At 72.4% G+C, this 22554-nt stretch carries 22 protein-coding genes and 1 pseudogene; 9 read left to right on the top strand and 14 right to left on the bottom strand.

The features are described from left to right. Nucleotides 1–68: 68 nt before the first annotated feature. Nucleotides 69–443, top strand: a complete 375-nt coding sequence (locus ACIGO8_RS01685) for a F0F1 ATP synthase subunit epsilon (RefSeq protein WP_399722697.1) — start codon at nt 69–71, stop codon at nt 441–443. A 144-nt stretch (nt 444–587) separates the two neighbouring features. Continuing rightward, the gene (locus ACIGO8_RS01680) at nt 588–1034 is read left to right on the top strand and encodes a DUF2550 domain-containing protein (RefSeq protein ID WP_399724247.1); all 447 of its coding nucleotides are present in this window, start codon (nt 588–590) and stop codon (nt 1032–1034) included. A gap of 87 nt (nt 1035–1121) precedes the next feature. Here the strand turns inward: ACIGO8_RS01680 and ACIGO8_RS01675 are convergent, their stop codons facing one another. The 3 genes from ACIGO8_RS01675 to ACIGO8_RS01665 all read right to left on the bottom strand — a co-directional run bounded on the left by ACIGO8_RS01675 (nt 1122) and on the right by ACIGO8_RS01665 (nt 4945). Next, a complete protein-coding gene (locus ACIGO8_RS01675; protein ID WP_399722695.1) occupies nt 1122–2975 on the bottom strand; it encodes a glycosyl hydrolase family 18 protein in 1854 nt (617 codons plus the stop codon). 135 nt (nt 2976–3110) lie between these two features. Further along, the gene (locus ACIGO8_RS01670) at nt 3111–3752 is read right to left on the bottom strand and encodes a response regulator (protein WP_399722693.1); all 642 of its coding nucleotides are present in this window, start codon (nt 3750–3752) and stop codon (nt 3111–3113) included. After that, nucleotides 3749–4945 (bottom strand): sensor histidine kinase, encoded by a 1197-nt coding sequence (locus tag ACIGO8_RS01665; protein ID WP_399722692.1) that lies wholly within the window; start codon nt 4943–4945, stop codon nt 3749–3751. Before ACIGO8_RS01665 ends, ACIGO8_RS01670 begins: the two co-directional genes overlap by 4 nt. 150 nt (nt 4946–5095) lie before the next feature. Between ACIGO8_RS01665 and ACIGO8_RS01660 the strand changes: the two genes are divergently transcribed. After that, on the top strand, nt 5096–5752 hold the full coding sequence (locus ACIGO8_RS01660; protein ID WP_399722690.1) for a hypothetical protein: 657 nt from the start codon (nt 5096–5098) through the stop codon (nt 5750–5752). On the opposite strand, the gene ACIGO8_RS01655 is transcribed toward ACIGO8_RS01660, so the two are convergent. Genes ACIGO8_RS01655 through ACIGO8_RS01645 form a run of 3 tightly spaced genes read right to left on the bottom strand, consistent with a single transcriptional unit; the run spans nt 5672 to nt 7802 of the window. Next, nucleotides 5672–6244, bottom strand: a complete 573-nt coding sequence (locus ACIGO8_RS01655) for a cob(I)yrinic acid a,c-diamide adenosyltransferase (protein WP_399722688.1) — start codon at nt 6242–6244, stop codon at nt 5672–5674. The genes ACIGO8_RS01660 and ACIGO8_RS01655 overlap by 81 nt on opposite strands. A 13-nt stretch (nt 6245–6257) precedes the next feature. Beyond that, a complete protein-coding gene (locus ACIGO8_RS01650; RefSeq protein ID WP_399722686.1) occupies nt 6258–7007 on the bottom strand; it encodes an ABC transporter permease in 750 nt (249 codons plus the stop codon). A 21-nt stretch (nt 7008–7028) separates the two neighbouring features. Further along, the gene (locus tag ACIGO8_RS01645; RefSeq protein WP_399722684.1) at nt 7029–7802 is read right to left on the bottom strand and encodes an ABC transporter ATP-binding protein; all 774 of its coding nucleotides are present in this window, start codon (nt 7800–7802) and stop codon (nt 7029–7031) included. Nucleotides 7803–7873: 71 nt separating this feature from the next. On the opposite strand from ACIGO8_RS01645, the gene ACIGO8_RS01640 reads away from it, so the two are divergent. From ACIGO8_RS01640 to ACIGO8_RS01625, 4 genes are all read left to right on the top strand, one after another. Then, entirely contained in the window at nt 7874–8512 is a 639-nt protein-coding gene (locus ACIGO8_RS01640; protein ID WP_399722682.1) for a TetR/AcrR family transcriptional regulator, read from the top strand. A gap of 180 nt (nt 8513–8692) precedes the next feature. Further along, on the top strand, nt 8693–9541 hold the full coding sequence (locus ACIGO8_RS01635) for a 3-hydroxyacyl-CoA dehydrogenase family protein (protein WP_399722680.1): 849 nt from the start codon (nt 8693–8695) through the stop codon (nt 9539–9541). 210 nt (nt 9542–9751) lie between these two features. After that, nucleotides 9752–10075 (top strand): STAS domain-containing protein, encoded by a 324-nt coding sequence (locus ACIGO8_RS01630; protein WP_024761898.1) that lies wholly within the window; start codon nt 9752–9754, stop codon nt 10073–10075. 207 nt (nt 10076–10282) lie between these two features. Then, the gene (locus tag ACIGO8_RS01625; protein WP_399722678.1) at nt 10283–12949 is read left to right on the top strand and encodes an ATP-binding protein; all 2667 of its coding nucleotides are present in this window, start codon (nt 10283–10285) and stop codon (nt 12947–12949) included. Between the two features lie 57 nt (nt 12950–13006). Here the strand turns inward: ACIGO8_RS01625 and nucS are convergent, their stop codons facing one another. Then, a complete protein-coding gene (nucS, locus tag ACIGO8_RS01620) occupies nt 13007–13678 on the bottom strand; it encodes an endonuclease NucS (RefSeq protein ID WP_399722676.1) in 672 nt (223 codons plus the stop codon). 240 nt (nt 13679–13918) lie between these two features. On the opposite strand from nucS, the gene ACIGO8_RS01615 reads away from it, so the two are divergent. After that, the gene (locus tag ACIGO8_RS01615; RefSeq protein WP_399722674.1) at nt 13919–14311 is read left to right on the top strand and encodes an SCO5389 family protein; all 393 of its coding nucleotides are present in this window, start codon (nt 13919–13921) and stop codon (nt 14309–14311) included. Nucleotides 14312–14411: 100 nt separating this feature from the next. On the opposite strand, the gene ACIGO8_RS01610 is transcribed toward ACIGO8_RS01615, so the two are convergent. After that, nucleotides 14412–15446 (bottom strand): LLM class flavin-dependent oxidoreductase, encoded by a 1035-nt coding sequence (locus tag ACIGO8_RS01610; RefSeq protein ID WP_399722672.1) that lies wholly within the window; start codon nt 15444–15446, stop codon nt 14412–14414. Nucleotides 15447–15641: 195 nt separating this feature from the next. Between ACIGO8_RS01610 and ACIGO8_RS01605 the strand changes: the two genes are divergently transcribed. Continuing rightward, the gene (locus ACIGO8_RS01605; protein ID WP_399722670.1) at nt 15642–15977 is read left to right on the top strand and encodes an ATP/GTP-binding protein; all 336 of its coding nucleotides are present in this window, start codon (nt 15642–15644) and stop codon (nt 15975–15977) included. Nucleotides 15978–15989: 12 nt separating this feature from the next. Here ACIGO8_RS01605 and ACIGO8_RS01600 read toward each other — a convergent pair whose 3' ends face one another. The 6 genes and pseudogenes from ACIGO8_RS01600 to ACIGO8_RS01575 all read right to left on the bottom strand — a co-directional run. Beyond that, on the bottom strand, nt 15990–16799 hold the full coding sequence (locus ACIGO8_RS01600; RefSeq protein WP_399722668.1) for an ABC transporter permease subunit: 810 nt from the start codon (nt 16797–16799) through the stop codon (nt 15990–15992). Further along, complete coding sequence (locus tag ACIGO8_RS01595; protein ID WP_399722666.1) at nt 16796–17941, bottom strand: ABC transporter ATP-binding protein; 1146 nt, start codon at nt 17939–17941, stop codon at nt 16796–16798. The genes ACIGO8_RS01600 and ACIGO8_RS01595 overlap by 4 nt, the downstream gene beginning before the upstream one ends. Nucleotides 17942–18176: 235 nt before the next feature. Further along, nucleotides 18177–18956, bottom strand: a complete 780-nt coding sequence (locus tag ACIGO8_RS01590) for an ABC transporter permease (protein ID WP_399722664.1) — start codon at nt 18954–18956, stop codon at nt 18177–18179. A 3-nt stretch (nt 18957–18959) separates the two neighbouring features. Beyond that, a complete protein-coding gene (locus tag ACIGO8_RS01585) occupies nt 18960–19931 on the bottom strand; it encodes an ABC transporter ATP-binding protein (RefSeq protein WP_399722662.1) in 972 nt (323 codons plus the stop codon). 121 nt (nt 19932–20052) lie between these two features. After that, nucleotides 20053–20988, bottom strand: coding sequence for a cellulose-binding protein (locus ACIGO8_RS01580; RefSeq protein ID WP_384413587.1), 936 nt, complete (start codon nt 20986–20988; stop codon nt 20053–20055). 114 nt (nt 20989–21102) lie between these two features. Then, nucleotides 21103–22554: pseudogene (locus ACIGO8_RS01575) on the bottom strand (hypothetical protein); the annotation flags it as partial.

Below are 22554 nucleotides of genomic sequence, written 5' to 3'. Positions count from 1 at the left end.
CGCCACGCCCCCTAGAATTGATCCCAACACCCGGCAGCACCGCCGGGTGGTGACCCGAGGAGCCAACCTTGGCTGCTGAGCTGCACGTCGAGCTGGTCGCCGCGGACCGGAGTGTCTGGTCCGGCGAGGCCACCCTGGTCATCGCGCGTACCACCTCCGGCGACATCGGCGTCATGCCCGGTCACCAGCCGCTGCTCGGTGTGCTGGAGTCGGGCCCGGTGACCATCCGTACGAGCGAGGGCGGCACTGTCGTCGCCGCCGTCCACGGCGGTTTCCTCTCGTTCGCCGACGACAAGCTTTCTCTGCTCGCGGAGATCGCCGAGCTGGCGGACGAGATCGACGCCCGGCGCGCCGAGCGCGCGCTGGAGCGCGCGAAGTCGGACGAGGACGCCGCCGCCGAGCGGCGCGCCGAGGTCCGGCTGCGCGCGGTAGCGGTCCGCTAGCGGTCCGCGCCGAGAGCCACACCCTCAGCCGCGGCACGGTTGGAATTTTCCAGACCGTGTCGCGGCTGAGGCGATGCATATGCAGGTTGTGTTCGGTCAGGCCGGGTCCACCGGCCACGGGAAGCGGCGAGGAGGTCGGTGAAGATGTTCCTCGCGCTGCTCGTGTGCGGCCTGGTCGTCGCACTGGTGGTGATCGGGCTCTTCGTCTTCGGCTTGCGCCGCAGACTGATCCAGCGGGCCGGCGGCACCTTCGACTGTTCCCTGCGCTGGAACGTGCCCGAGACGCCGGACTCCACCGGCAAGGGCTGGGTGTACGGCGTCGCCCGCTACAGCGGTGACGAGATCGCCTGGTTCCGTGTCTTCTCGTACGCGCCCCGCCCGCGCCGCGTCCTGGAGCGCTCGGCCATCGAGGTCCTGGAGCGCCGGATGCCGGAGGGCGAGGAGGAGCTCGCGCTGCTGTCCGACTCCGTGATCCAGCGCTGTCGGGTCCGCGGGACCCGCCTGGAGCTGGCGATGAGCGAGGACGCGCTCACCGGCTTCCTGGCCTGGCTGGAGGCGGCACCGCCCGGCCAGAGGGTGAATGTGGCCTGAGGGTCTGCCCGCGTGAAGTCCTGAGGGCCTGCATACGTAAGTGAAGCGGGGACGGCGTGCTGCGCCGTCCCCGCTTCGGCGTAAGGGCTAGCTCAGCCCGCTGTTGATGGCGCCGACGAGCTCGCCGCCCGTCGTGTCGCCGCTGAACTCCCAGAAGAAGGCTCCGCCCAGGCCCTGGCCCTTGGCCCAGCTCATCTTCGAGGTGACGGTGGCGGGAGTGTCGTAGCTCCACCAGTTGGTGCCGCAGTGGGCGTAGGCGGTGCCGGCGACGGTGCCGTTGGCCGGGCAGGAGTTCTTGAGGACCTTGTAGTCCTCGATGCCCTGCTCGTACGTCCCGGCGGCCGGTCCGGTGGCGGTGCCGCCGGGCGCGGACTGGGTGACGCCGGTCCAGCCGCGGCCGTAGAAGCCGATGCCGAGCAGCAGCTTGGCGGCCGGCACCCCCTTGGCCTTGAACTTGGCGATCGCCTCGGCTGAGTTGAAGCCCTGCTGCGGGATGCCGGCGTACGAGGTCAGCGGCGAGTGCGGGGCCGTCGGACCCTTGGCGTCCCAGGCGCCGAAGAAGTCGTACGTCATCACGTTGAACCAGTTCATGTACGGCGCGGCGCCCGCGTAGTCGGTGGCGTCGATCTTGCCGCCGGAGGAGGCGTCGGCCGTGACGGCCGCGGTGACGATGCCGTTCGCGCCGAACTTGGCCCGCATGGCCTGCATCATGTTCTTGAAGGCGTTCGGGCCGCTGGTGTCACAGGACAGGCCGCACGCGTTCGGGTACTCCCAGTCCAGGTCGATGCCGTCGAAGACGTCGGCCCAGCGCGGGTCCTCCACCAGGTCGTAGCAGGACTGGGCGAAGGCGGTCGGGTTCTGCACGGCCTGGCCGAAGCCGCCGGACCAGGTCCAGCCGCCGAAGGACCAGATGACCTTGATGTTCGGGTAGGCCTTCTTCAGCTTGCGCAGCTGGTTGAAGTTGCCGCGCAGCGGCTGGTCCCAGGTGTCGGCGACGCCGTCGACGGACTGGTCGGCGGTGTAGGCCTTGTCGTAGTCGGCGTAGGCGTCGCCGATGGTGCACTTGCCGCCGGTGACGTTGCCGAAGGCGTAGTTGATGTGGGTGATCTTCGCGGCCGAGCCCGAGGTCACGATGTTCTTGACGTGGTAGTTGCGGCCGTAGACGCCCCAGTTGGTGAAGTAGCCCATCTTCACCGTGCTGCCGGGCTGCGGGTTGCCTCCGCCACCGCCGGTGGTGCGGACCGAGACGGCGCCGCTGGCGGGCCCGGTCTGGTCGGCGGTGTCGCGGGCGACGACCGTGTAGGTGTAGTCGGTGCCGGCGGTCAGCCCGGTGTTGGTGTACGTCAGGCCGCTGACCGTGGCGACGGTGGCGCCGTCCCGCTTGACGTCGTAGTTCTTGACGCCCTTGTCGTCGGTGGCGGCCGTCCAGGTGAGCTTCACCGAGGTGTCGGTGACGGCCGAGGCGACCGGGGTGCCGGGCGCGGACGGCGGGTTGTCGCCGGGCGGCTGGGTGGTGCCGTCGCAGGAGCCGCCGTTGACCAGACAGCCGGAGGGCGCGCCCGCACCGGTGCCGTTGAAGCCGAAGGAGATGCTGGCGCCGGGTGCGAGGGTGCCGTTCCAGCCGACGTTCTTGGCGGTCCAGTGGTTGCCGGAGTGGGTGACGGTGGCGTCCCAGGCGGAGGTGACCGCGGTGCCGGAGGGATAGTCCCACTCGACGGTCCAGGAGGACAGCGAGGTGGTGCCGGTGTTCTTCACCGTCCACTTGCCCTCGAAGCCGGTGCCCCAGTCGGAGACCTTGGTGTACGTGGCGGTGGCGGAGGTCGCGGCCTCGGCGGGTGCGGCGAGGCCGACCATGGCGGCGAGCGGCAGGACGAGCGCGGTCAGACCGGCGGCGGCCCGCCGTCTGAACCGCGTGGTGCGCGTCGGTGCTTGAGTGCTCAACGGTGCTCCTCAAGTAGCGGACGTTCGGGGTGGGGGTGGTCCGTGAGTTGCGCGCGCCCCGTGAGCGTAGGAAGGTCTGTACCAATCGTCAAGAGGTCCAGACCAACGTCGGTTCCGCTTCGCCCGATCCCGCCGTCACACACCCAACTCCCGCGCCAGCACCGCCGCTTGCACCCGCGACCGAAGCTCCAGCTTGCCCAGCACCTTCGACACATGGGTCTTCACGGTTGCCTCCGCCATCTCCAGCCGCACCGCGATCTCCGCGTTCGACAGCCCCGCGCCCAGCGCCGACAGCACCTCCCGCTCCCGCGGCGTCAGCGCCCCCAGCGCCGGCGACACCGGAAGCACCGGCCGGCTCGGCGCCGCGAACTCGGCGATCAGCCGCCGGGTCACCGCCGGCGCGATCAGGCCCTCGCCGCGCGCCACCGTCCGCACCGCCTCGATCAGGTCCTTCGCGTCCGTGTTCTTCAGCAGGAAGCCCGCCGCGCCCGCCCGCAGCGCCCCGAACACGTACTCGTCCAGGTCGAAGGTGGTCAGCACGAGCACGTCCGCCAGCCGCTCACCCACCACCTGCCGGGTCGCCGACACCCCGTCCAGCTTCGGCATCTGCACGTCCATCAGGACCAGGTCCGGGCGCAGCTCGCGGGCCAGCTCGACCGCGCGCTCGCCGTCCGCCGCCTCGCCCACCACCTCGATGTCGGGCGCGCTGCCCAGGATCAGCACGAGCCCGGCCCGTACCGCGCTCTGGTCCTCGGCGACCACGATCCGGATCGTCATGCCTCCGGTGTCCTCTCCTCGGCGGGCAGCACGGCCCGCACCTGCCAGGTCTTCGTCCCGTCGCCGTCCGCCACCGGCCCCGCCTCGAACGCGCCGCCGAGCAGCGCCACCCGCTCCCGCATGCCGACGAGACCGGCGCCCGAGCCCGGCGCGCGCGGCCCGGGCCGCTCCCCGTACGGGCTGGTCACCCGCACGGTCAGGGCCCGCTCGTCGCGGCCGAGGAACACGGTGACCGTACCGGCCGAGGCGTGCTTGAGCGCGTTCGTCAGCGACTCCTGCACGATCCGGTACGCGGCGAGCTCGACCGGCGCCGGCAGCGGCTCGCCACCGTCGGCGCGGGTGTCGTCGAGCGTGACCGTGAGCCCGCTGGACGCGCCGTTGGTGCCGGCCTGCGCGACGAGCGCGGCCAGGCCCGACAGCCGGGGCGCGGCGGCCGGCTCGGCGTCCCCGCCGCTGTCGCGGAGCAGACCGATCAGCCGGCGCATCTCGGCCAGACCCGCCACGCTGTTCTCGCGGATCACGGTGAGCGCCTGCCGCGTGGTGGCCGGCTCGTCGAGCGAGAGCGCGGCCGTGGAGTGGATCGCGATCGCGGAGAGGTGATTGGCGACCATGTCGTGCAGCTCGCGCGCCATCCGGGCGCGCTCCGCGCCCACCGCCTGCGCGCGGTCCATCTCGGCGAGCAGCGCGGTCTGCTCGGCCCGCAGCCGGGCGGAGTCGGCGGCCTCCCGGTGGTTGCGCACGATCGCGCCGGTGAGGGCCGGGAGGAAGGAGAGCATGCCCGACAGCACGCCCACGAGCAGCGCGACCGCGTTCTGCCACCAGATCAGCAGCACCACCGTGATCGCCACGGTGATCAGACCGGTGGTGTACGGGATGCGCCGGGCGGAGGCGGGCGTGCCGTACACCACCGCCGCGTAGACCACGTCCGTGAACATCAGGACGGTGGCGAGATTGCCGTGGGTGAACTGGTCCGCGGCGATGGCCACGGTGCCGACGATCAGCGCGGTGCGCGGCGCCGTGCGCCGTACCGCCTCCATGGCCGCCATCACCGCCAGCGGGATCAGCGTGGCCCAGCGCTGCTCGACGACCCGGTCGCCGGTGACGTAGAGACCGAAGGACCACATGATCAGGCCGCCGGCCAGGCCGATGAAGGCGATCAGCAGGTCGTGGCGGTGAGGGCGGGGGAGACGCACGTCCTCATCCAACACGCTGCCCGGGGCTCTGACGTCCTCGCCGGGGCCGAGCCGTGACTCCGTCGAAGGATGTAGACGCGGTTCCTCACCGCCGACGACGAAACCGGCCCGCGCCGACGGGAGCCTGGAGGCGTACGGAAGGAGAGAGCCGTGATCGTCACGCTGATCGTGATCTGCGAGGTCGGCTTCTGGGTGCTGCTGGCCGCCGGACTCGCCGCCCGCTACCTGCTGAGGATGCCGCGCCTGGGCATCGCGCTGCTGCTCGCGGAGCCGCTCCTGGAAGTCGTGCTCCTGGTCGTCACCGCGATCGACCTCAGGAACGGTGCCGAGCCGAACTGGCGGCACGGGCTGGCCGCGCTCTACATCGGCTACACCGTCGGCCACGGCCATCGCACGGTGAAGTGGCTCGACGGCCACGCCGCCCACCGGCTGGCCGGCGGCCCGCCGCCCGTGAAGCCGCCGCGCTACGGGACGGCCCGGGCGCGTCACGAGGGCCGGGTGTGGCTCGGCTCGCTGGTCGGCGGCGCCGTCGCGACCGTCCTGCTCCTGGGCGCCACGGGGTACGTCGGCGACGCCGGCGACACGTCGTCGCTGAAGATGTGGATGTACGGCGCCTGGCGGGCGGTGGGCATCCACGGCCTGATCGCGCTGACGTACGTGATCTGGCCGAAGAAGGCCCCCGCCGACAGGCCGCCCCAGGAGGAGCCGCCGCTGGAGAAGGAGACCTCAGCGGTCTCCGCCCGGGACCCACAGCACGTCCCCGACCTCCTTGTTGGCCGTCCGCGCAAGGATGAAGAGCAGGTCTGACAGCCGGTTGAGGTAGGTGGCGGTCAGCGGGTTCATCGTCTCGCCGTGCACCTCCATCGCCGCCCAGGTGGAGCGCTCCGCGCGCCGGACCACCGTGCACGCCTGGTGCAGCAGCGCCGCACCGGGCGTGCCGCCGGGCAGGATGAAGGAGCGCAGCTTGTCGAGGCGCTCCAGGAAGCGGTCGCAGTCCGCCTCCAGCTTGTCGACGTAGGACTGCTCGACCCGCAGCGGCGGGTACTTCGGGTCCTCGACCACGGGGGTGGACAGGTCCGCGCCGACGTCGAACAGGTCGTTCTGGACGCGGACGAGGACCTTCACGACCTCCTCGTCGAGCTGCCCGAGCGCGACGGCCGTGCCGATGACGGCGTTGGCCTCGTTGGCGTCGGCGTACGCCGAGATCCGCAGATCGGTCTTGGCGGTCCGGCTCATGTCGCCGAGGGCGGTGGTGCCCTGGTCGCCGGTGCGGGTGTAGATGCGCGTCAGATTGACCATGGCTCCAGCGTAGTTACGCCTCGGCCCGGCGGAACGTCCGTGTGCCGACCGTCACGGCGAGCACGGTGAGCGCGAGGGCGACGAGGACGCCGTACAGCATCGTCGAGGTCCCGTAGCGGCCGGTGTACGCGTCCCGTACCGCGTCCACCAGGTAGCGGAACGGCATGAGGTGCGAGAGCACGTCGAGCCAGCCCGGCGCGAGCGCCATCGGCAGCATCAGGCCGGACAGCAGCATCGACGGCATCGCGAGCGTGTTGACCGCCGGGCCGAACTCCTGCGGGCTGGGCAGCTTGAGCGCGAGCACGTAGGACAGCGAGGCCAGCGAGAAGGTCAGCAGCGCGACGAAGCCGAAGCCGATCAGGATGCCGGCGAGCGGGGCGCGCAGGCCCATGAGCAGGGCGGCGAGGACGAGCAGGACGGCCTGGAAGAGGAAGAGCGCGGCGTCCCTGAGGCTCCGGCCGAGCAGCAGCGCGAGCCGGCTGACCGGTGTGACGCGCAGGCGTTCGAGGACGCCCCAGTTCTTCTCCATGATGACGGCGAAGCCGGCGAAGGAGGCTCCGAACAGGCCGAGCTGGAGCAGCAGTCCGGGGACGAGGACCTGCCAGGAGTCGCCCGCGCGGCCGAGCGGGAGGCCGGTGAGGAGCGGGCCGAAGAAGAACAGGTAGAGCAGCGGCATCAGGGTGCCGAAGAAGATCTGGAAGGGCGAGCGGAGGGTCTGTCGGGCGTAGCGCCCGAAGAGGACGGCGGTGTCGTGCCACAGCATGGCGGGGCTCCTTGGCGTCGTCTAGACGGCGACGGGTGTCTGGTCGGCGGGGGCCGGGCCGCGCCCGGTGACGGCGAGGAAGGCGTCCTGCAGCGTGTCCGCGCCGTGCGCGGCCCTGAGCGCGGCCGGGCTGCCCTCGGCGGCGACGACGCCGTGGTCGATCACCACCAGCCGGTCGGCGAGCGCGTCCGCCTCGTCGAGGTAGTGGGTGGTGAGGACGACGGTGGTGCCGTGCTCGTCGCGCAGCCGCCGGACGAGCGCCCACAGCGCGGTGCGGCTGCCCGGGTCGAGGCCGGTGGTCGGCTCGTCGAGGAAGAGCAGCTCGGGACGGTGGGTGAGACCGAGGGCGATGTCGAGCCTGCGCCGCTGGCCGCCGGAGAGCGCGGTGGTGCCGCGGTCGAGGAGCTCGGTGAGGTCGAGGTCGCGGGCGACCTCGGCGGCGCGGTCGGCGGCCTCGGCGCGGCCGAGCCCGTGCAGCCGGCCCTGGAGGAGGAGTTCGGAGCGGACGGTCTCCTGCGGGTCGACGCCGCCGGACTGGGCGACGTACCCGATCTTGCGCCGTACGCCGACGGGATCGCGCAGCAGGTCGTGGCCGGCCACGGTGGCGGCTCCGCCGGTGGGCGCGAGCAGGGTGCTGAGCATGCGCAGGGTGGTGGTCTTGCCGGCGCCGTTGGGGCCGAGGAAGCCGAGGATCTCGCCGGGCCGGACGGTGAGGTCGATGCCGCGGACCGCCGTCACCTCGCCCCGCTTGGTCCGGAAGGTCCGGGACAGGCCGGAGGTGCTGATGATTGCCATGGCGACTACAAAAACAGAGTCACTGAAATTTTGCAACGCCACCAAAATTCCAGGCGTCCTAGAATCAGGGCATGGCTGAAGGGCTCAGGGAGCGCAAGAAGCGCCAGACGAAGCAGCGGATCTCGGACATCGCGACCGGGCTCTTCCTCGAACGCGGCTTCGCGGCCGTGACGGTGGCGGAGATCGCGGAGGCCGCCGACGTCTCCGTCAACACCGTCTACAACTACTTCCCGGCCAAGGAGGACCTGTTCCTCGACCGGATGGAGGGCATCACCCACCGCCTCGCCCGGATGATCCGCGGCCGCGACCCGGGCGAGTCCGCCGCCCGGGCCGTGCTCCGCGAGATCCGCGGCCATGTGGCCGCCGTCTCGCCCGCGTACGGCCTGATGGACGGCTACGCCGACTTCATGCGGGTGATCGACGAGGCGCCCACCCTCCAGGCCCGGCTGCTCGCCCTCCAGCAGGAGGTCCGCCGGACCACCGTCGCCGCCCTGCGCGAAGAGGTGGGCGCCGGGCCCGACGACCCGATGCCGCTGCTCGTCGGCGGCCAGATCGCCTGGATCCAGGGCGCCGTCGTCGAGTTCATCAGCGGCGAGATGACCGCCGGACGCAAGGCCGGCGAGGTCTCCCGCGAAGCCCTCGGGCTGCTCGACGAGATCGAGGACCTGCTCGGCGAGGCGGTCCTCGACTACGCCGTCCGCGCCGGCTGAGCCGTCCGGGCTCCCGCCGCCCGCCCGGCCGCCGCCGCGCCGGGAGCTGTCGCGAGTGTGACGTCCGTCAAACGGGGCGTGACGCGCGTTACTTCACGGTCACATGGCGCCCCGCGCCCGCTAATCTCCGCCGAAGAGCCAGAAATGAACAGTCGTTGAGGGCATTGAGGGGTGGAAGACGTGGCCAGGAAGCTCGCCGTCATCGGGGCCGGACTCATGGGGTCCGGCATCGCGCAGGTCTCGGCCCAGGCAGGCTGGGACGTCGTCCTGCGTGACGTCACCGACGCCGCGCTGACCCGGGGCACCGACGCCGTCAAGACCTCCTACGAGCGGTTCGTCGCCAAGGGCAAGATGGACGCGGCCGACGCCGAGTCCGCCCTCGGCCGGATCACCGCCACCACCGACCTCGACGCGGTCGCCGACGCCGACGTCGTGGTCGAGGCCGTCTTCGAGAAGCTCGAGGTCAAGCACGAGATCTTCCGCTCTCTCGACAAGATCGCCAAGGACGGCGCCGTCCTCGCCTCCAACACCTCCGCCATCCCGATCACCAAGATCGCCGCGGTGACCGGGCGCCCGGAGTCCGTCGTCGGCGTCCACTTCTTCTCGCCGGTCCCGATGATGCAGCTCGTCGAACTCGTCCGCGGCTACAAGACCAGCGACGAAACCCTCGCCACCGCCCGCGAGTTCGCCGAGTCCGTCGGCAAGACCTGCATCGTCGTCAACCGCGACGTGGCCGGCTTCGTCACCACCCGCCTCATCTCCGCGCTGGTCGTCGAGGCCGCCAAGCTGTACGAGTCGGGCGTGGCCACCGCCGAGGACATCGACATCGCCTGCAAGCTCGGCTTCGGGCACGCCATGGGCCCGCTCGCCACCGCCGACCTGACCGGCGTCGACATCCTCGTCAACGCCACGAGCAACATCTACACCGAGTCGCAGGACGAGAAGTTCGCGCCGCCGGAGCTGATGCGCCGGATGGTGGACGCGGGTGACATCGGCCGCAAGAGCGGGCAGGGCTTCTACACGTACTGACACACCGCGACGCACGACCGCGGCCACCGCGCCGCGTCCGCGCCGGGGTGGCGCGCACCGATTCCGCACAGGGGTCCGACCGCCCCGGCACCATCGCCCTCAGGGGTGAATTTCGATATCGGTTCGCTTACAAGGCGCAACGCTTCTGCTGATGCGGCAGTCAAGCGTTGCGTGGACGGGCACACGACGGAGCACACTCGGGGAGCGCATATGCACATCAGGGGCGACCACGTCGAGCTGGTCGTCGGGGGCCGCCTCGACGTGCGCAGCGCGGCGGACGCCCGAACGGTCCTGCACTCGGCCGTCGACGACGGAGTCGGCGATCTGGTGCTCGACCTGACCGGCCTCGACTCCTGGGACGCCACCGGACTCGGCGTCATCATGGGTGCCCACCGCCGCGCCGGCCGCTGCGGCCGCCGCCTGGTCCTGCGCGGAGTGCCGCCCCAGATGCAGCGTCTCCTCGTCGCCACCCGGCTGCACCGCATCCTCGCCATCGAGGGCGGCCTCGCCGCCGAGTCGCTGCCCCGCGTCTGACCGCCCGGCCGCGGCGACCGCTGCCGGAACGTCACGTCACAGCCGCGACACGCGGCTGTGAAGCCGCGGTGCGAACCAGGCGTCACACCCAATCCTCACGAGACCGTGACGTCTTGGTCTCCGCACCACCCCGGCTGTTCCCGGAATCCGCGCAACCGCATAGGGTCGGCTCGCCTGCACATCGCCCGCCGCTTGGGAGCTTGGACCATGGACCCGATCAACCGGGGACCGGAGGAGTACGGTCACGACACCGAGGGCGAGGACGCCCGCCCCGGACACGCCGTACCCGCGCCCGCGTCCACCGCCCCCGCCCGGGTACGCACCGCGCGCCTCGTCTCCGGCGGCCTGCTGCTCAACCTCAACCCCCTCGACGGCAGCGAGATCGAGGTCTGCCCGCCCGGCGAGCAGCCCGCGGCCCCGCGCCGCCGCACCCCGCAGGAACGCGCCGAGGCCGCCCGCGCCGCCCACCCGCCCGTACCGCCCGGCCCCGCGGCCCCCGCCCTCCCGCTGCTCGAACGGCAGGAGCAGCGCGACCAGCTCGTCCAGCACCTCACCCGAGGCCGCTCCGCCCGGCTCACCGGCCCCGCCGGCTCCGGCCGCAGCACCCTGCTCGACGCCGTCGCCGCCGACTGCGCCGACATCGCGCCCGACGGCGTCGTCCGGCTCAGCGGCCACCACCGCACGCCCACCGACCTGCTGTACGACCTCTTCCACGCCGTCCAGTACGCACCCGGCTTCCGGCCCGACCGCGAGGAACTGCTCCTCGAGGTCCGCCGCATCGGCGCCATCGTCCTCGTCGACGACCTCGAGTTCGGCGGCAGCGCCCTCGACGAACTGCTCGCCGCCACACCCGACTGCGCCTTCCTCTTCGCCGTCACACCCGACACGCCCGCCGCCTCGCCCGAGGCCGCCCTCGAAGAGGTCGCCCTCACCGGACTCGGCCGCGCCGCCGCCGTGGAACTCCTCGAGAAGGCCGTCGGCCGCACCCTCGGCGAGGACGAGGCCAACTGGGCCGGCGACCTCTGGTTCGAGTCCGAGGGACTGCCGCTGCGCTTCGTCCAGGCCGGCGCCCTGCTCCGGCAGCGCGACCGGCTCCGCGTCGGACCCGCCGAGTTCGACGCCTTCGGCGCCTTGGAGGAGGCCTTCGGCCCGTCCGGCGGCGCGCCCGGCGCCGCCCCGGCGACCCACGGCCACCCCGTCGACGACCCCGACGTCGAGCTGCGCGACATACCGCTGCCGAGCCTCGGCGAGGGCGCCGCACCCGCCGTCCTGCTCGCCTCCCGGCTCAGCCGCGCCGCCCAGGACACCCTGCGGTTCGCCGTCGCCCTCGGCGGCGAGGTGCCCCACCAGGCGCACCTGCCCGCCCTCGTCGGCGACACCCACGCCGACGCGGCCGTCGGCGAACTCATGTCCTGCGGACTGCTCTCCCCGGTCGGCGGCCGCTACCGGCTCGCCGCCGGCGTCCTCACCCAGCTGCTCGCCGCGGACTACGAGCCGGACCCGGCCGCCCGCGCCCACACCGCCGCCCAGCACTACGCCTGGTGGGCCGGTCACCCCTCCGTCTCCCCGGAACGCGCCACCGCCGAGGCCGACTCCCTGCTCGCCGCGCTCGCCGTGCTCGTGCCCGGCAGCGCGCCCGAACATCCCGCCGCCGCCGTGCAGCTCGCCCGCGCCGCCGCGCCCGCCTTCGCCGCCGGACTGCACTGGAGCGCCTGGGAACGGGCCCTGCGCGGCGGCCAGGAGGCCGCCCGGCTCGCCGGCGAGGTCGCCGAAGAGGCCTACTTCCACCACGAGTTGGGCGTCCTCGCGCTCTGCCGCGGCAGCCTCCAGCGGGCCCGCGCCGCCCTGGAGGCCTCCATCGCCCTGCGCGGCGCCCTCGCCGACAAGCGCGGCACCGTCGCCGGCCGCCGCGCCCTCGCGCTCGTCGCCGACCTCACCGGCCAGGCCGCTCCCGCCGAACCCGCACCGGACGCGCCGGCCGCGCCCGCGACCGCCGCGGCCACCGCGCCCACGGCGGCGATCCCTCCGGCGGCGCCCCGGCTCCCGGCGCTGCCGCGCCGCGAAGGACCCGCCTCGCCGCCCCGCGGCATCCCGGTGACCGCGCCGCTTCCGGCCAAGTCCGCCTTCCCGGACCTCGCCAAGCCCGCGCCGGCCGACGCCTTCCCGCCCGCCTTCCCGGACCTCGCCAAGCCGGTGCCCGCCGACGCCTTCCCGCCCGCCTTCCCGGCCGCCTTCGCGGACGAGACCCCGACGGTCGTCACCCCGCCGGCCCAGGGCTCCGGCGACGGCGCCGACCGGCGCGGCGGCGGTCTGCGCACCGGCATCCTCACCGGTGCCCGCCGCAACCTGGCCGCCGTCGGCGCGGGCGCGCTCCTCGTCGCCGTCCTCGGCACCGTCGTCACCCTCGGCGCCACCTCCGGCAACGGTGACGACCCGGGCACCGGCCGCGTCACCTCCGACAGCACCGCGAGCCAGGACGACACCTCGGACGGCAGCGGCGGCGAGACCGAGCCCACCGAGGAGGCCACCGGCCCCGCCGACGGCCCGTCGGCCCCGAGCCCCGGCGGCACGCCGTCCCCGGGCGCCACCGGCTCGGCCGGCCTCCCGTCGACGCCCTCCGGCTCGCCGTCGGCGACGGGCAGCGCCACGCCGAGCGGCCCGGCGACGACGAAGCCGCCGAAGCCCACGACGACGCCGACGCGGACGCCGACGCCCACCCGGCCGCCGACGACTCAGCCGACGCCCAGCGAGACGCCGTCCGGCACGCCGACCACACCGACCCCGAGCGACACGGCCACCGGCACCGGCAGCCCGAGCAACACCGCCTCCCGGTCCGAGTCCGCGCCCGCCTCCGAGAGCGGGACCCCGGCCTGATCCGCGGACGACAAAGGCCCGGGCGTCACGCCCGGGCCTTCGCCCTGCCGCCGGCCGTCAGAACAGCCGCAGCTTGTCGTCCTCGATCCCGCGCAGCGCGTCGTAGTCCAGCACCACGCAGTCGATCCCGCGGTCGGTCGCGAGCACCCGCGCCTGCGGCTTGATCTCCTGGGCCGCGAAGACGCCCTTCACCGGCGCCAGGTGCGGATCGCGGTTGAGCAGCTCCAGATAGCGGGTCAGCTGCTCCACGCCGTCGATCTCGCCGCGCCGCTTGATCTCCACCGCTACCGTCGCCCCGTCGGAGTCCCGGCACAGGATGTCCACCGGGCCGATGGCCGTCGGGTACTCGCGCCGGACCAGCGTCCAGCCCTCGCCGAGCGTCTCGATGCGGTCCGCGAGCAGCTCCTGGAGGTGCGCCTCCACGCCGTCCTTGATCAGACCCGGGTCCACGCCCAGTTCGTGCGAGGAGTCGTGGAGGATCTCCTCCATCGTGATGATCAGTTTCTCGCCCGCTTTGTTGATCACGGTCCAGATGCCCGCCTCACCGTCCGCGCCCTCCTTCAGGGTGCACGGCGGAGACATCCAGTTGAGCGGTTTGTACGCCCGGTCGTCCGCGTGGATCGAGACGCTGCCGTCGGCCTTGACCAGGATCAGACGGGGAGCGGAGGGCAGGTGGGCGGTGAGCCGGCCCGCGTAGTCCACGGAACAACGGGCAATGACGAGACGCATGGTCCGCAACGCTACAAGACGGACGCCATCCGGCGCGATTCGGTCCGTAACGCCCGCCCGGCGTACGCCCAACACCCGTCACTTATTGGCCGGTTGTGCGCCCAATCTCCTGGTGCGGGCAGGACCCGGCGCTTAACGTGGAGGACAGGAGGTCGTCGCCCGTGCACGCTGCGTGCGCGCATCGCCGGCCCCTGTCCCTGCCCGCAAGGCCCCGCTCGCGGGGTCGCGAGAGGAGAACTCATGTCGCTCGACGTCTCACCGGCGCTGTTGGAACAGGCCGAGCGAGGCGAGGTCGACGAAGCCGACTTCGTCGACTGCGTCCGGACCTCCCTGCCCTTCGCATGGGAGATGATCAGTTCTCTGGTGGCACAGCTGAAGGTGGACGGCGGCGACTTCGCCGACAACCAGACGCCGCCGCCCGATGAGCAGGCACGTGGTCAGCTGCTGCGCGCGCTCGCGAGCGATGCCATTCGTGGCGCCCTGCAGCGGCACTTCGGGGTACGACTCGCCTTCCAGAACTGCCACCGGGTGGCGGTCTTCCCGCTGGACCCGTCGGTGGACGAGCGGCTCGCCCGCTTCACCTCCGTACGGGCGCAGCTCCTCAACCAGTCGCCCGAACTGCGCGACTGCTGACAGGCCTGGTGCCGCCGCTCCCCGTCGCGGGAGAGCGGAATGGACGCGGAGCGGCGGCACGGTCCTTCTCGATCACCTCTTGATCACCTCGATGAGCGGGTCAGACGAGCAGCGGGAGCACCTCGGCGCCCAGGCGCCGCACGTTCTCCTCGGTGGCGGCGAGGTCCCCGGAACCCTCGGCGAGCAGCGCGAAGCGGGTGATGCCGGTGCGCTCGGCGGTCGCCGCGAGCCGGTCGGCGGCGAGCCGCGGCGTGCCCACGGCGTGCAGGGCGCACAGCAGCTCGGTGTACGCCACCGGGTCGCGCATCGCGCGGTGCCGGCCGTCCACCGTCACATGGGCGTCAAGGCCCTGCTTCAGCCAGCCGGGCATCGCCTTCACCAGCGCCTCGCTCGCGTCCGCGGCACGGTCGGCGAGCTGGACCACGCCGGCCGAGACATGGCCCGCGCCGATCCGGACGATCTCCTCCGGCGTGCGCCCGGCCTCCCGCGCGCACCGCTCCCAGCAGGCCACCATCTCGGCCTTCTCCTCGTCACCGCAGTGCATGCCGAGCAGCATCGGAAGGCCTCGCTCGGCGGCCGTGCGCACACTCTTCGGCGAGGTGCAGGCGACCACCACCTCCGGGGCGGCGGGCCCGCCGATCAGCTCACCGGGGCGCGGGACGACCGCCACGTCACGGAAAGCGAATCGTTCCCCCTGGGCGCCGACCCGGGATTCGGTCAGCCACCGCATCAGCAGATCGAGGGATTCGGGAAAGCCCGACTCGTACGCCGCGAGCCCGGCGCCGAACACCTCCAGGTCGACCCACGGCCCGCCGCGGCCCACCCCGAGGGTGAACCGGCCGCCCGACGCCACGTGCAGCAGCGCCGCCTGCTCGCCGAGCGCGACCGGATGGGCGGTCGACAGCACGCTGACCGCCGTGCCGACCCGGATCCGCCGCGTGCGGCCCAGGAGGAAGCCGGCGAGCGTCGTGGCCGACGGACACACTCCGTACGGCACGAAGTGGTGCTCGGCCAGCCACACCGAGTCGAGCCCGGCCTCCTCGACCACCTCGGCGGTCCGCACCGCCCGGTGCAGCGCCTCCCCCTGTCCCTGGCCCGGGAACTGGGCGGCCAGTACGAACGTACCCACGCGCATCGCTTCTGCCTCTCCGCCGCGTCTTCCCCCCTCGTACTGGCAACAACGTCTGACACGTGCCAAAGGCAACGGCCCTTCATGAAGTTCTTGCGATTTTCCGCTGATCCGGCCCGGGGGCGTGCGGAGCCGCCCCGTCGCGGCCCGTACGCTGGACGGAACCGTCCGTGTTCCCGTACCCCCGAGCGAGGTGTCGAAGTGTCCCCGCGCCACAACCGCCCCCGAGGCGGCGCGAAGCCCGGACCCACCGGACAGCAGGGCGAGCCGGGCGACCGGTACGGCGGCGCGCAGCGCACCGAGACCTGGCAGGGCGAGGAGTGGTACGTCCGCCATGTCGCCGGCGCGAGCGCGCCCGGCAAGCGCTACCGCTGCCCCGGCTGCGACCAGGAGATCCCCTCCGGCGCCCCGCACGTCGTGGCCTGGCCGGAGTACGGCGGCGTCGACGACCGCCGGCACTGGCACAAGGCCTGCTGGAACGCGAAGGACCGCCGCACCAGTCGGGTGCAGCGGTCCCGTAACGCGCCGAAGTACTAGGGGCCGAAGGCCCTACACGTCCCGGCTGTTCAGGAGCGCGAAGGCGCCGCCCAGCGCCGCGGCCGCGAGCACCGCCATGATCCACACCGGGTCCCAGCCGGACGGGCCGTCGGCACCGACCGCCGACCGGCCCGCGTACAGCGCGATCAGCTGGCTGGGGATGGCGTAGTCGAGCAGCCACTCCCGCACGGCGGTGAGCGACTCGGTCAGCATGAACATCGCCGCCACCAGCGGGAACAGCAGGACACCGATCATGATGGTGATCGCGCCCGCCGAATGCCGGATGACCGCGCCGACGCCCAGGGACACCAGACCGAGCAGCGCGATGAACAGGCCGACGCCCACCGTGGCCCGCAGCCACTCCGCGCCGGTGGGCTCGGCGGCGTCGACCATCGAGACCTGGGCCAGCGCGACGACGGTCGCCGTCACCGTGGTGATGAGGAAGACGAGCAGGAAGAAGACGATCGCCTTCGCCGCCAGCACCCGGCCGCGGCTCGGGCAGGCGGTCAGCGTGGTGCGGATCATCCCCGTGCCGTACTCGGACGCGATCGTCAGCACGCCGAGCGTGATCACACAGATCGAGCCGAGCAGCACACCGAAGAAGCCGAAGCCGAGCGCCGTCTCGCCCTCGGTGGAGACCTCCGCGCTCGACACGACCGCGGCGACCCCGAGGCCGAGGCCGAGCATCAGCAGCACCATCACACCCAGCGTCCACGTCGTGGAGCGCACCGAGCGGATCTTGGTCCACTCCGAGGCGAGCGCGTCGCCGAGGTGCGCCTTGCGGACCGGGATGGGGGAGACGTACGAGTACGGGGTCGTCATCGGGCGTCCTCGGGGTTCTGGCTCTGGTGCGGTGTCGGAGGCGTCGGAGGCATCTGCGGCATGTGCGGCGCCTGAGGCGCCTGGGGCGCGGCGGCGTACGGGTTCTGTCCGGGCGGCGGCGGGGCGTACCAGCCCTGCTGCGGCACCTCCGGGACCGCGTACCCCGGCTGCTGCGGCTGCTGCTGGTACGGCGGCACCGGCGCCTGGAGGTGGGCGAGCCGGTCGTCGGTGGAGCGGTAGTCCACGGCGCCCTGCGTCATCCGCATGTACGCCTCCTCCAGCGACGCCTGGTGCGGGGAGAGCTCCCACAGCCGGACGTCCGCCTCGTGCGCCAGGTCGCTGATCCGCGGCAGCGCGAGCCCGGTCACCCGCAGCGCGCCGTCCGGCTCGGACAGCACGCTGCCGCCGGCCTCGGTGAGCACCGTGGTCAGCTTCTCCCGCTGCTGCGGCTCGGTCTGCGGCGTCCGCACCCGGGCGAAGTCCGCCGAGTTCGCCGAGATGAAGTCCGTGACGCTCATGTCCGCGAGCAGCTGCCCGCGGCCGATCACGATCAGGTGGTCCGCGGTCAGCGCCATCTCGCTCATGAGGTGGCTGGAGACGAAGACCGTACGGCCCTCGGAGGCCAGCTTCTTCATCAGGTTGCGCACCCAGAGGATGCCCTCCGGGTCGAGGCCGTTGACCGGCTCGTCGAAGAGCAGCACCTGCGGGTCGCCGAGCAGCGCCGCCGCGATGCCGAGCCGCTGGCCCATGCCGAGCGAGAAGCCCTTGGAACGGCGCTTGGCCACGTCCTGGAGGCCCACGACGCCGAGCACCTCGTCGACCCGCTGGGCCGGGATGCCGGCCAGCTGCGCGAGCGACAGCAGATGACTGCGGGCGCTGCGTCCGCCGTGCACGGCCTTCGCGTCGAGCAGCGCGCCGACCTGGCGGGGCGCGTTCGGCAGCTGCCGGAACGGGTGCCCGCCGATCGTCACGTGGCCGGACGTCGGCCGGTCCAGGCCGAGGATCATGCGCATGGTGGTCGACTTGCCCGAGCCGTTGGGGCCCAGGAAGCCGGTGACATGGCCGGGCCTCACCTGGAAGGAAAGGTTGTACACGGCCGTCTTGGCGCCGTAGCGCTTCGTCAGGCCGACTGCCTCGATCATTCTCCAGCCCCATCGACAGGTCAGGTCGTGTCGTCGGGGCGTGTCGCGGCCGGCGGCCGCAGCCCCCCGTATGAGCGAAGAGCTTATCCAGCCGTTGACGGTTCCGCCGAAGCGGAATCGTGATCCTGGCCCGCCACCGGACCGGCCGCGGGGCCGTGACGGGGCCGACGCAGGACCCGCACCGAACCGGCCGTGGGGCCGCGTCCGGCGCCGGGCGGGTCGGGCGCCGGACGCGTCAGGCGTCGCGCTTCTTCAGGACCAGATAACCGCCGACCAGCGCCGCCGCCACCCAGATCAGCATGATCCCGAGACCGCCCCACGGCCCGTACGGAGCCTTCTCCGAGCCCATCGCGTCCGGCACCACCTGCATGATCTGGGAGCCGGCCCGGTCGGGGAAGTAGCGGGCGACCTCCTTGGCCTTCGGCACCGCCGACAGGATCTGCGAGATCAGGAAGAAGAACGGCACCAGGATGCCGAGCGACAGCATCGAGGACCGCAGCATCGTCGCCACGCCCATCGAGAAGATCGCGATCAGGCCCATGTAGAGGCCGCCGCCGATCACCGCCCGCAGCACGTTGTCCGCGCCGATCGTGGTGCGGTGCTCGCCGAGCAGCGCCTGGCCGAGGAAGAACGACAGGAAGCTGGTCGCGAGCCCCACGAGCAGCGCGAGCGCGCCCGCCACGGCGATCTTCGAGAAGAGGAAGGAGGCCCGCTGCGGCACGGCGGCCAGCGAGGTGCGGATCATGCCCGAGGAGTACTCGGTGCCCACCACCAGCACCCCGAAGACCACCATCGCCAGCTGGCCGAGCACCATCCCGGAGAAGCTGAGGAAGGTCGGGTCGAAGGTGGCCCGCTCGACCTCGGAGAGGTTGTCGAAGGTCGACCTCATCAGCGCGCACAGCGCCGCGCTCATCGCCACCGTCACCAGCAGGGCGCTCGCCAGCGTCCACACCGTCGACGAGACCGTCCGGATCTTGGTCCACTCGGACTGGAGGACCGCGGATGCCGCTGCCATCGATCAGGCTCCCTCGAAGCTCTCGCCCCAGCGGGGCCCGGCCGGCGGCTCGGCGCCGCCGCCTACGTCCGTCCCGTGCGCGTGGTACTCCACCGCGCCCGCCGTCATCTGCATGAACGCCTCTTCGAGCGAGGCCCGCTGGGAACTCAGCTCGTGCAGCACGATCTGGTGCGCCGCCGCCAGCTCGCCCAGCTTCTCCGTCGTCGTGCCGTCCACCTCGAGCGTCCCGCCGCCGGCCTCGACGGCGACGAAACCGTTGGCGTGGAGCACGTCCCGCAGGAGTTCCTGCTGCGGAGAGCGCAGTCGGACGTAACTCCGGGAATTCTGCTGGATGAAATCGGCCATCGACGTGTCCGCGAGCAGCTTTCCCTGGCCGATCACGATCAGATGATCGGCCGTCAGAGCCATTTCACTCATCAGATGGCTGGAAACGAAGATCGTCCGGCCCTCGGCGGCCAGCGCCTTCATCAGATTGCGGATCCAGTGAATTCCCTCGGGGTCCAGACCATTGACGGGTTCGTCGAACATCAGGATCTCGGGATCACCGAGCAGTGCCGAGGCGATTCCCAGTCGCTGCCCCATGCCGAGCGAGAAGCCCTTCGACTTCTTCCGCGCCACCGGCGTCAGACCGACCAGATCGAGCACCTCGCCGACCCGCCGCTCGGGAATCCGGTTCGACTGGGCGAGGCACAGCAGGTTGTTGTACGCCGAGCGGCCGCCGTGCATCGCCTTGGCGTCGAGCAGCGCGCCGATGTACTTCAGCGGCTCCTGGAGCTCGCGGTAGTGCTTCCCGTCGATGCGGACCGTCCCGCTCGTCGGGTTGTCCAGATCCAGCATCATCCGCATGGTCGTCGACTTGCCCGCCCCGTTCGGCCCCAGGAAGCCGGTGACCACGCCCGGCCGTACGGTGAAGGTGAGACGGTCGACCGCGGTCTTCTGCCCGTAGCGCTTGGTGAGGCCCTCAAGCTCGATCATGCGTCCCAAGCTACGGGCACGCAAAACCCTCCGCCACCGGAATGACGGAGGGTTCTTCCGCGTCAGATCAGCGCCGTGAGCCCGCCCGGCGACCGCTCGGGGCCGGGCGGCTCCGGCCGGTTCAGCGGGTCTGCTGGGCCGGGACGCCGGCCGTGCGCTCGTCGTCGATCGGCGAGCCGGCCGCGGCCACCGCGGCACCGGTCAGCGTCGCCAGCATCTCGCGGACGTTGGTCAGCTGCGCGTTGATGGAGTCGCGGCGGTTCGTCAGCGCCGCCAGCTCGCGCTCCGATTCGCTGCGGATCCGGTCGGCCTTGGCGTTCGCGTCGGCCACGATGTCCTCGGCCTGGCGCTGCGCGGTCTCCACCGTCTGGCGGGCCCGGCGCTCCGCGTCCGTCCGCAGCTTCTCGGCCTCGAGACGCAGCTGCTCGGCGCGGTGCTCGATCTCCGCGAGCCGCTTCTCGGCCTTGGCCTGACGCGAGGCCAGGTCGCGCTCCGACTGCTCGCGGCGCTTGGCCAGGTTGGTCTCGAAGTCCGCGGCGGCCTGGGCGGCCTTGGCACGGGTCTCCTCGAAGAGGGCGTCGGCCTCCTCGCGCTTCGACTGCGCGTCCTTCTGCGCCTCGGCGCGCAGCGAGTTCGCCTCGCCCTGGGCCTTCTCGACGATCCGGACGCCCTCGTCCTCGGCCTTCGCCTTGCGCTCGGCCGCGAACGCCTCGGCGTCGTTGCGGACCTGCTGCGCGGCGGACTCGGCGAGCTCGCGGTGCTGCTCGGCGGCGCGACGGGCCTCCTCGCGCAGGTCCTTCGCCTCCTCCTCGGCCAGGCGGAGGATCTTCTCGACACGGGCGCCGAGGCCGGCGTACGACGGCTCGGCGTCGGTGACCTGGGCCTGGGCGTTCTGTGTCTCGAGGTGAAGTTCCTCGATGCGCTTTTCCAGAGAGGTGATTCGGGCCAGAGCACTGTCACGGTCGGCGACGAGCTTGGTAATGCGGTCGTCCACCTGACCGCGGTCGTAACCACGCCGCACGAGCTCGAAGCCGAAGGGGGAGGAAGTGTCGCTCATGGGGTTCCTGTCGAATGAGACCGGTGAGGTGTTAGAGGGAATCCTAGGGGTCGAAGCGGCGTGTCATCGAGCGTATGCCCGTTTGATCTGGAGAATGTCCAGCCTTTTGAGTGGCTAGCTCTCGGGGGACTTGCCACCCGAACGAGTGGCCCCCGCGGACGCTCCCGCCTTGGCTCCTTCTCGCGTGGTGGACCGCGCGGCCGACTTCGCCCCCTCGGACTTCGAGCCGCCCGACGGCGTCTCGAAAGACTCCAACGCCTCCAGGACGTCCTGGACACGGGAGATCTCCGCATTGATGTCCTCGCGCCTGCGCACCAGGACCTCCAGCTCCCGCTTGCCCTCCGACACCGTCCGCTCGGCCTCGGCCTCGGCCTCCGCCTTGATCCGCTCCGCCTCCGCGACCAGCGACGCCTTCTTCTGCTCGGCCTCCTTCAGGAGCGCCTCGGCCTTCTTCACGGCGGCGATACGGACCTTGCTCGCCTCCGAACTCGCCTCCGAGACCAGCTCCTTGGCCTTCTCCTCGGCCTCCGCCCGCTGCTCCTCGGCGGCCTTCACCAGCTTGTCCACGCGCTCGCCGGCCGTCTTCATCTGCTCGGCCGTCTCGCGCCGCGCCCGCTCGTGCAGCTCCTCGATCTCGCCCTCCACACGGGAACGCAGCTCCTCCGCCCGCTCCCTTATGGCGGTCGCGTCGCTGCGGGCCCCGACGAGCAGCTCGTCGGCGTCCGTACGCGCCTTCTCCACCAGCGAGTTGCCCTCGATGGTCGCCTCGGCGACGATCCGCTCGGCCTCCTTGCGGGCCGCGCCGACCATCGTGTCCGCCTGCGTCTCCGCCTCGGTGGTGGCGCGCAGCGCCTCCTCCTGCGCCTTGGCCATCAACTGGTCGGCCTGCTCGGCCGCGTCCGCCCGGCGCTTCGCCCCGGCCTCGCGGGCCTCGTCGAGCGTCCGGTCGGCCTCGGCGCGCGCCTCGGCCCGCGTCTCCTCGGCCGCGGCCTCGGCGTCCGCCTTGACCCGCGCCGCCTCCGCGGCGATCCGCTCGGCCTCCGCGCGGGCCTCGCCGACGAGCGCGTCCGCCTGCTCGGCCGCGTCCGCGCGCCGCTGGTCCGCGGCCTTGCGGGCCTCGTCCAGGATCCGGTCGGCGTCCGCGAGCGCCGCACTGCGCAGCGCCTGCGCGTGCGCCTCGCCGTCGACCTTGACCTGCTCGGCCTCGGCCCGCGTGCGGCGGGCGTCCTGCTCGGTGCTCTCCAGGAGCTCGGCGGCCTCCGTCGTGAGCCGCTCGGCCTCCGCCGTCGCCTCGGTGATGAGGGTGTCGGCCTGCTCGGCGGCGTCGGCGCGGCGCTTGTCGGCGGCCTTGCGGGCCTCGTCGAGGACCTGCTCGCCGTCGGCGCGGGCGGCGGCCCGCAGCGCCTCGGCCTCGGCCTCGCCGTCCGCCTTGACCTGCTCGGCCTCGGCACGGAGCTGCTCCGCCTCGGCGGTGAGCCGCTCGGCCTCCGCCGTCGCCTCGGTGATGAGGGTGTCGGCCTGCTCGGCGGCGTCGGCGCGGCGCTTGTCGGCGGCCTTGCGGGCCTC

It is taken from the genome of Streptomyces sp. NPDC053493, from assembly GCF_044544825.1.
In the GTDB taxonomy this organism is placed as follows: domain Bacteria; phylum Actinomycetota; class Actinomycetes; order Streptomycetales; family Streptomycetaceae; genus Streptomyces.
The sequence above is the reverse complement of the archived record's forward strand: the minus strand, read 5'-3'. Positions and strand labels throughout refer to the sequence as shown.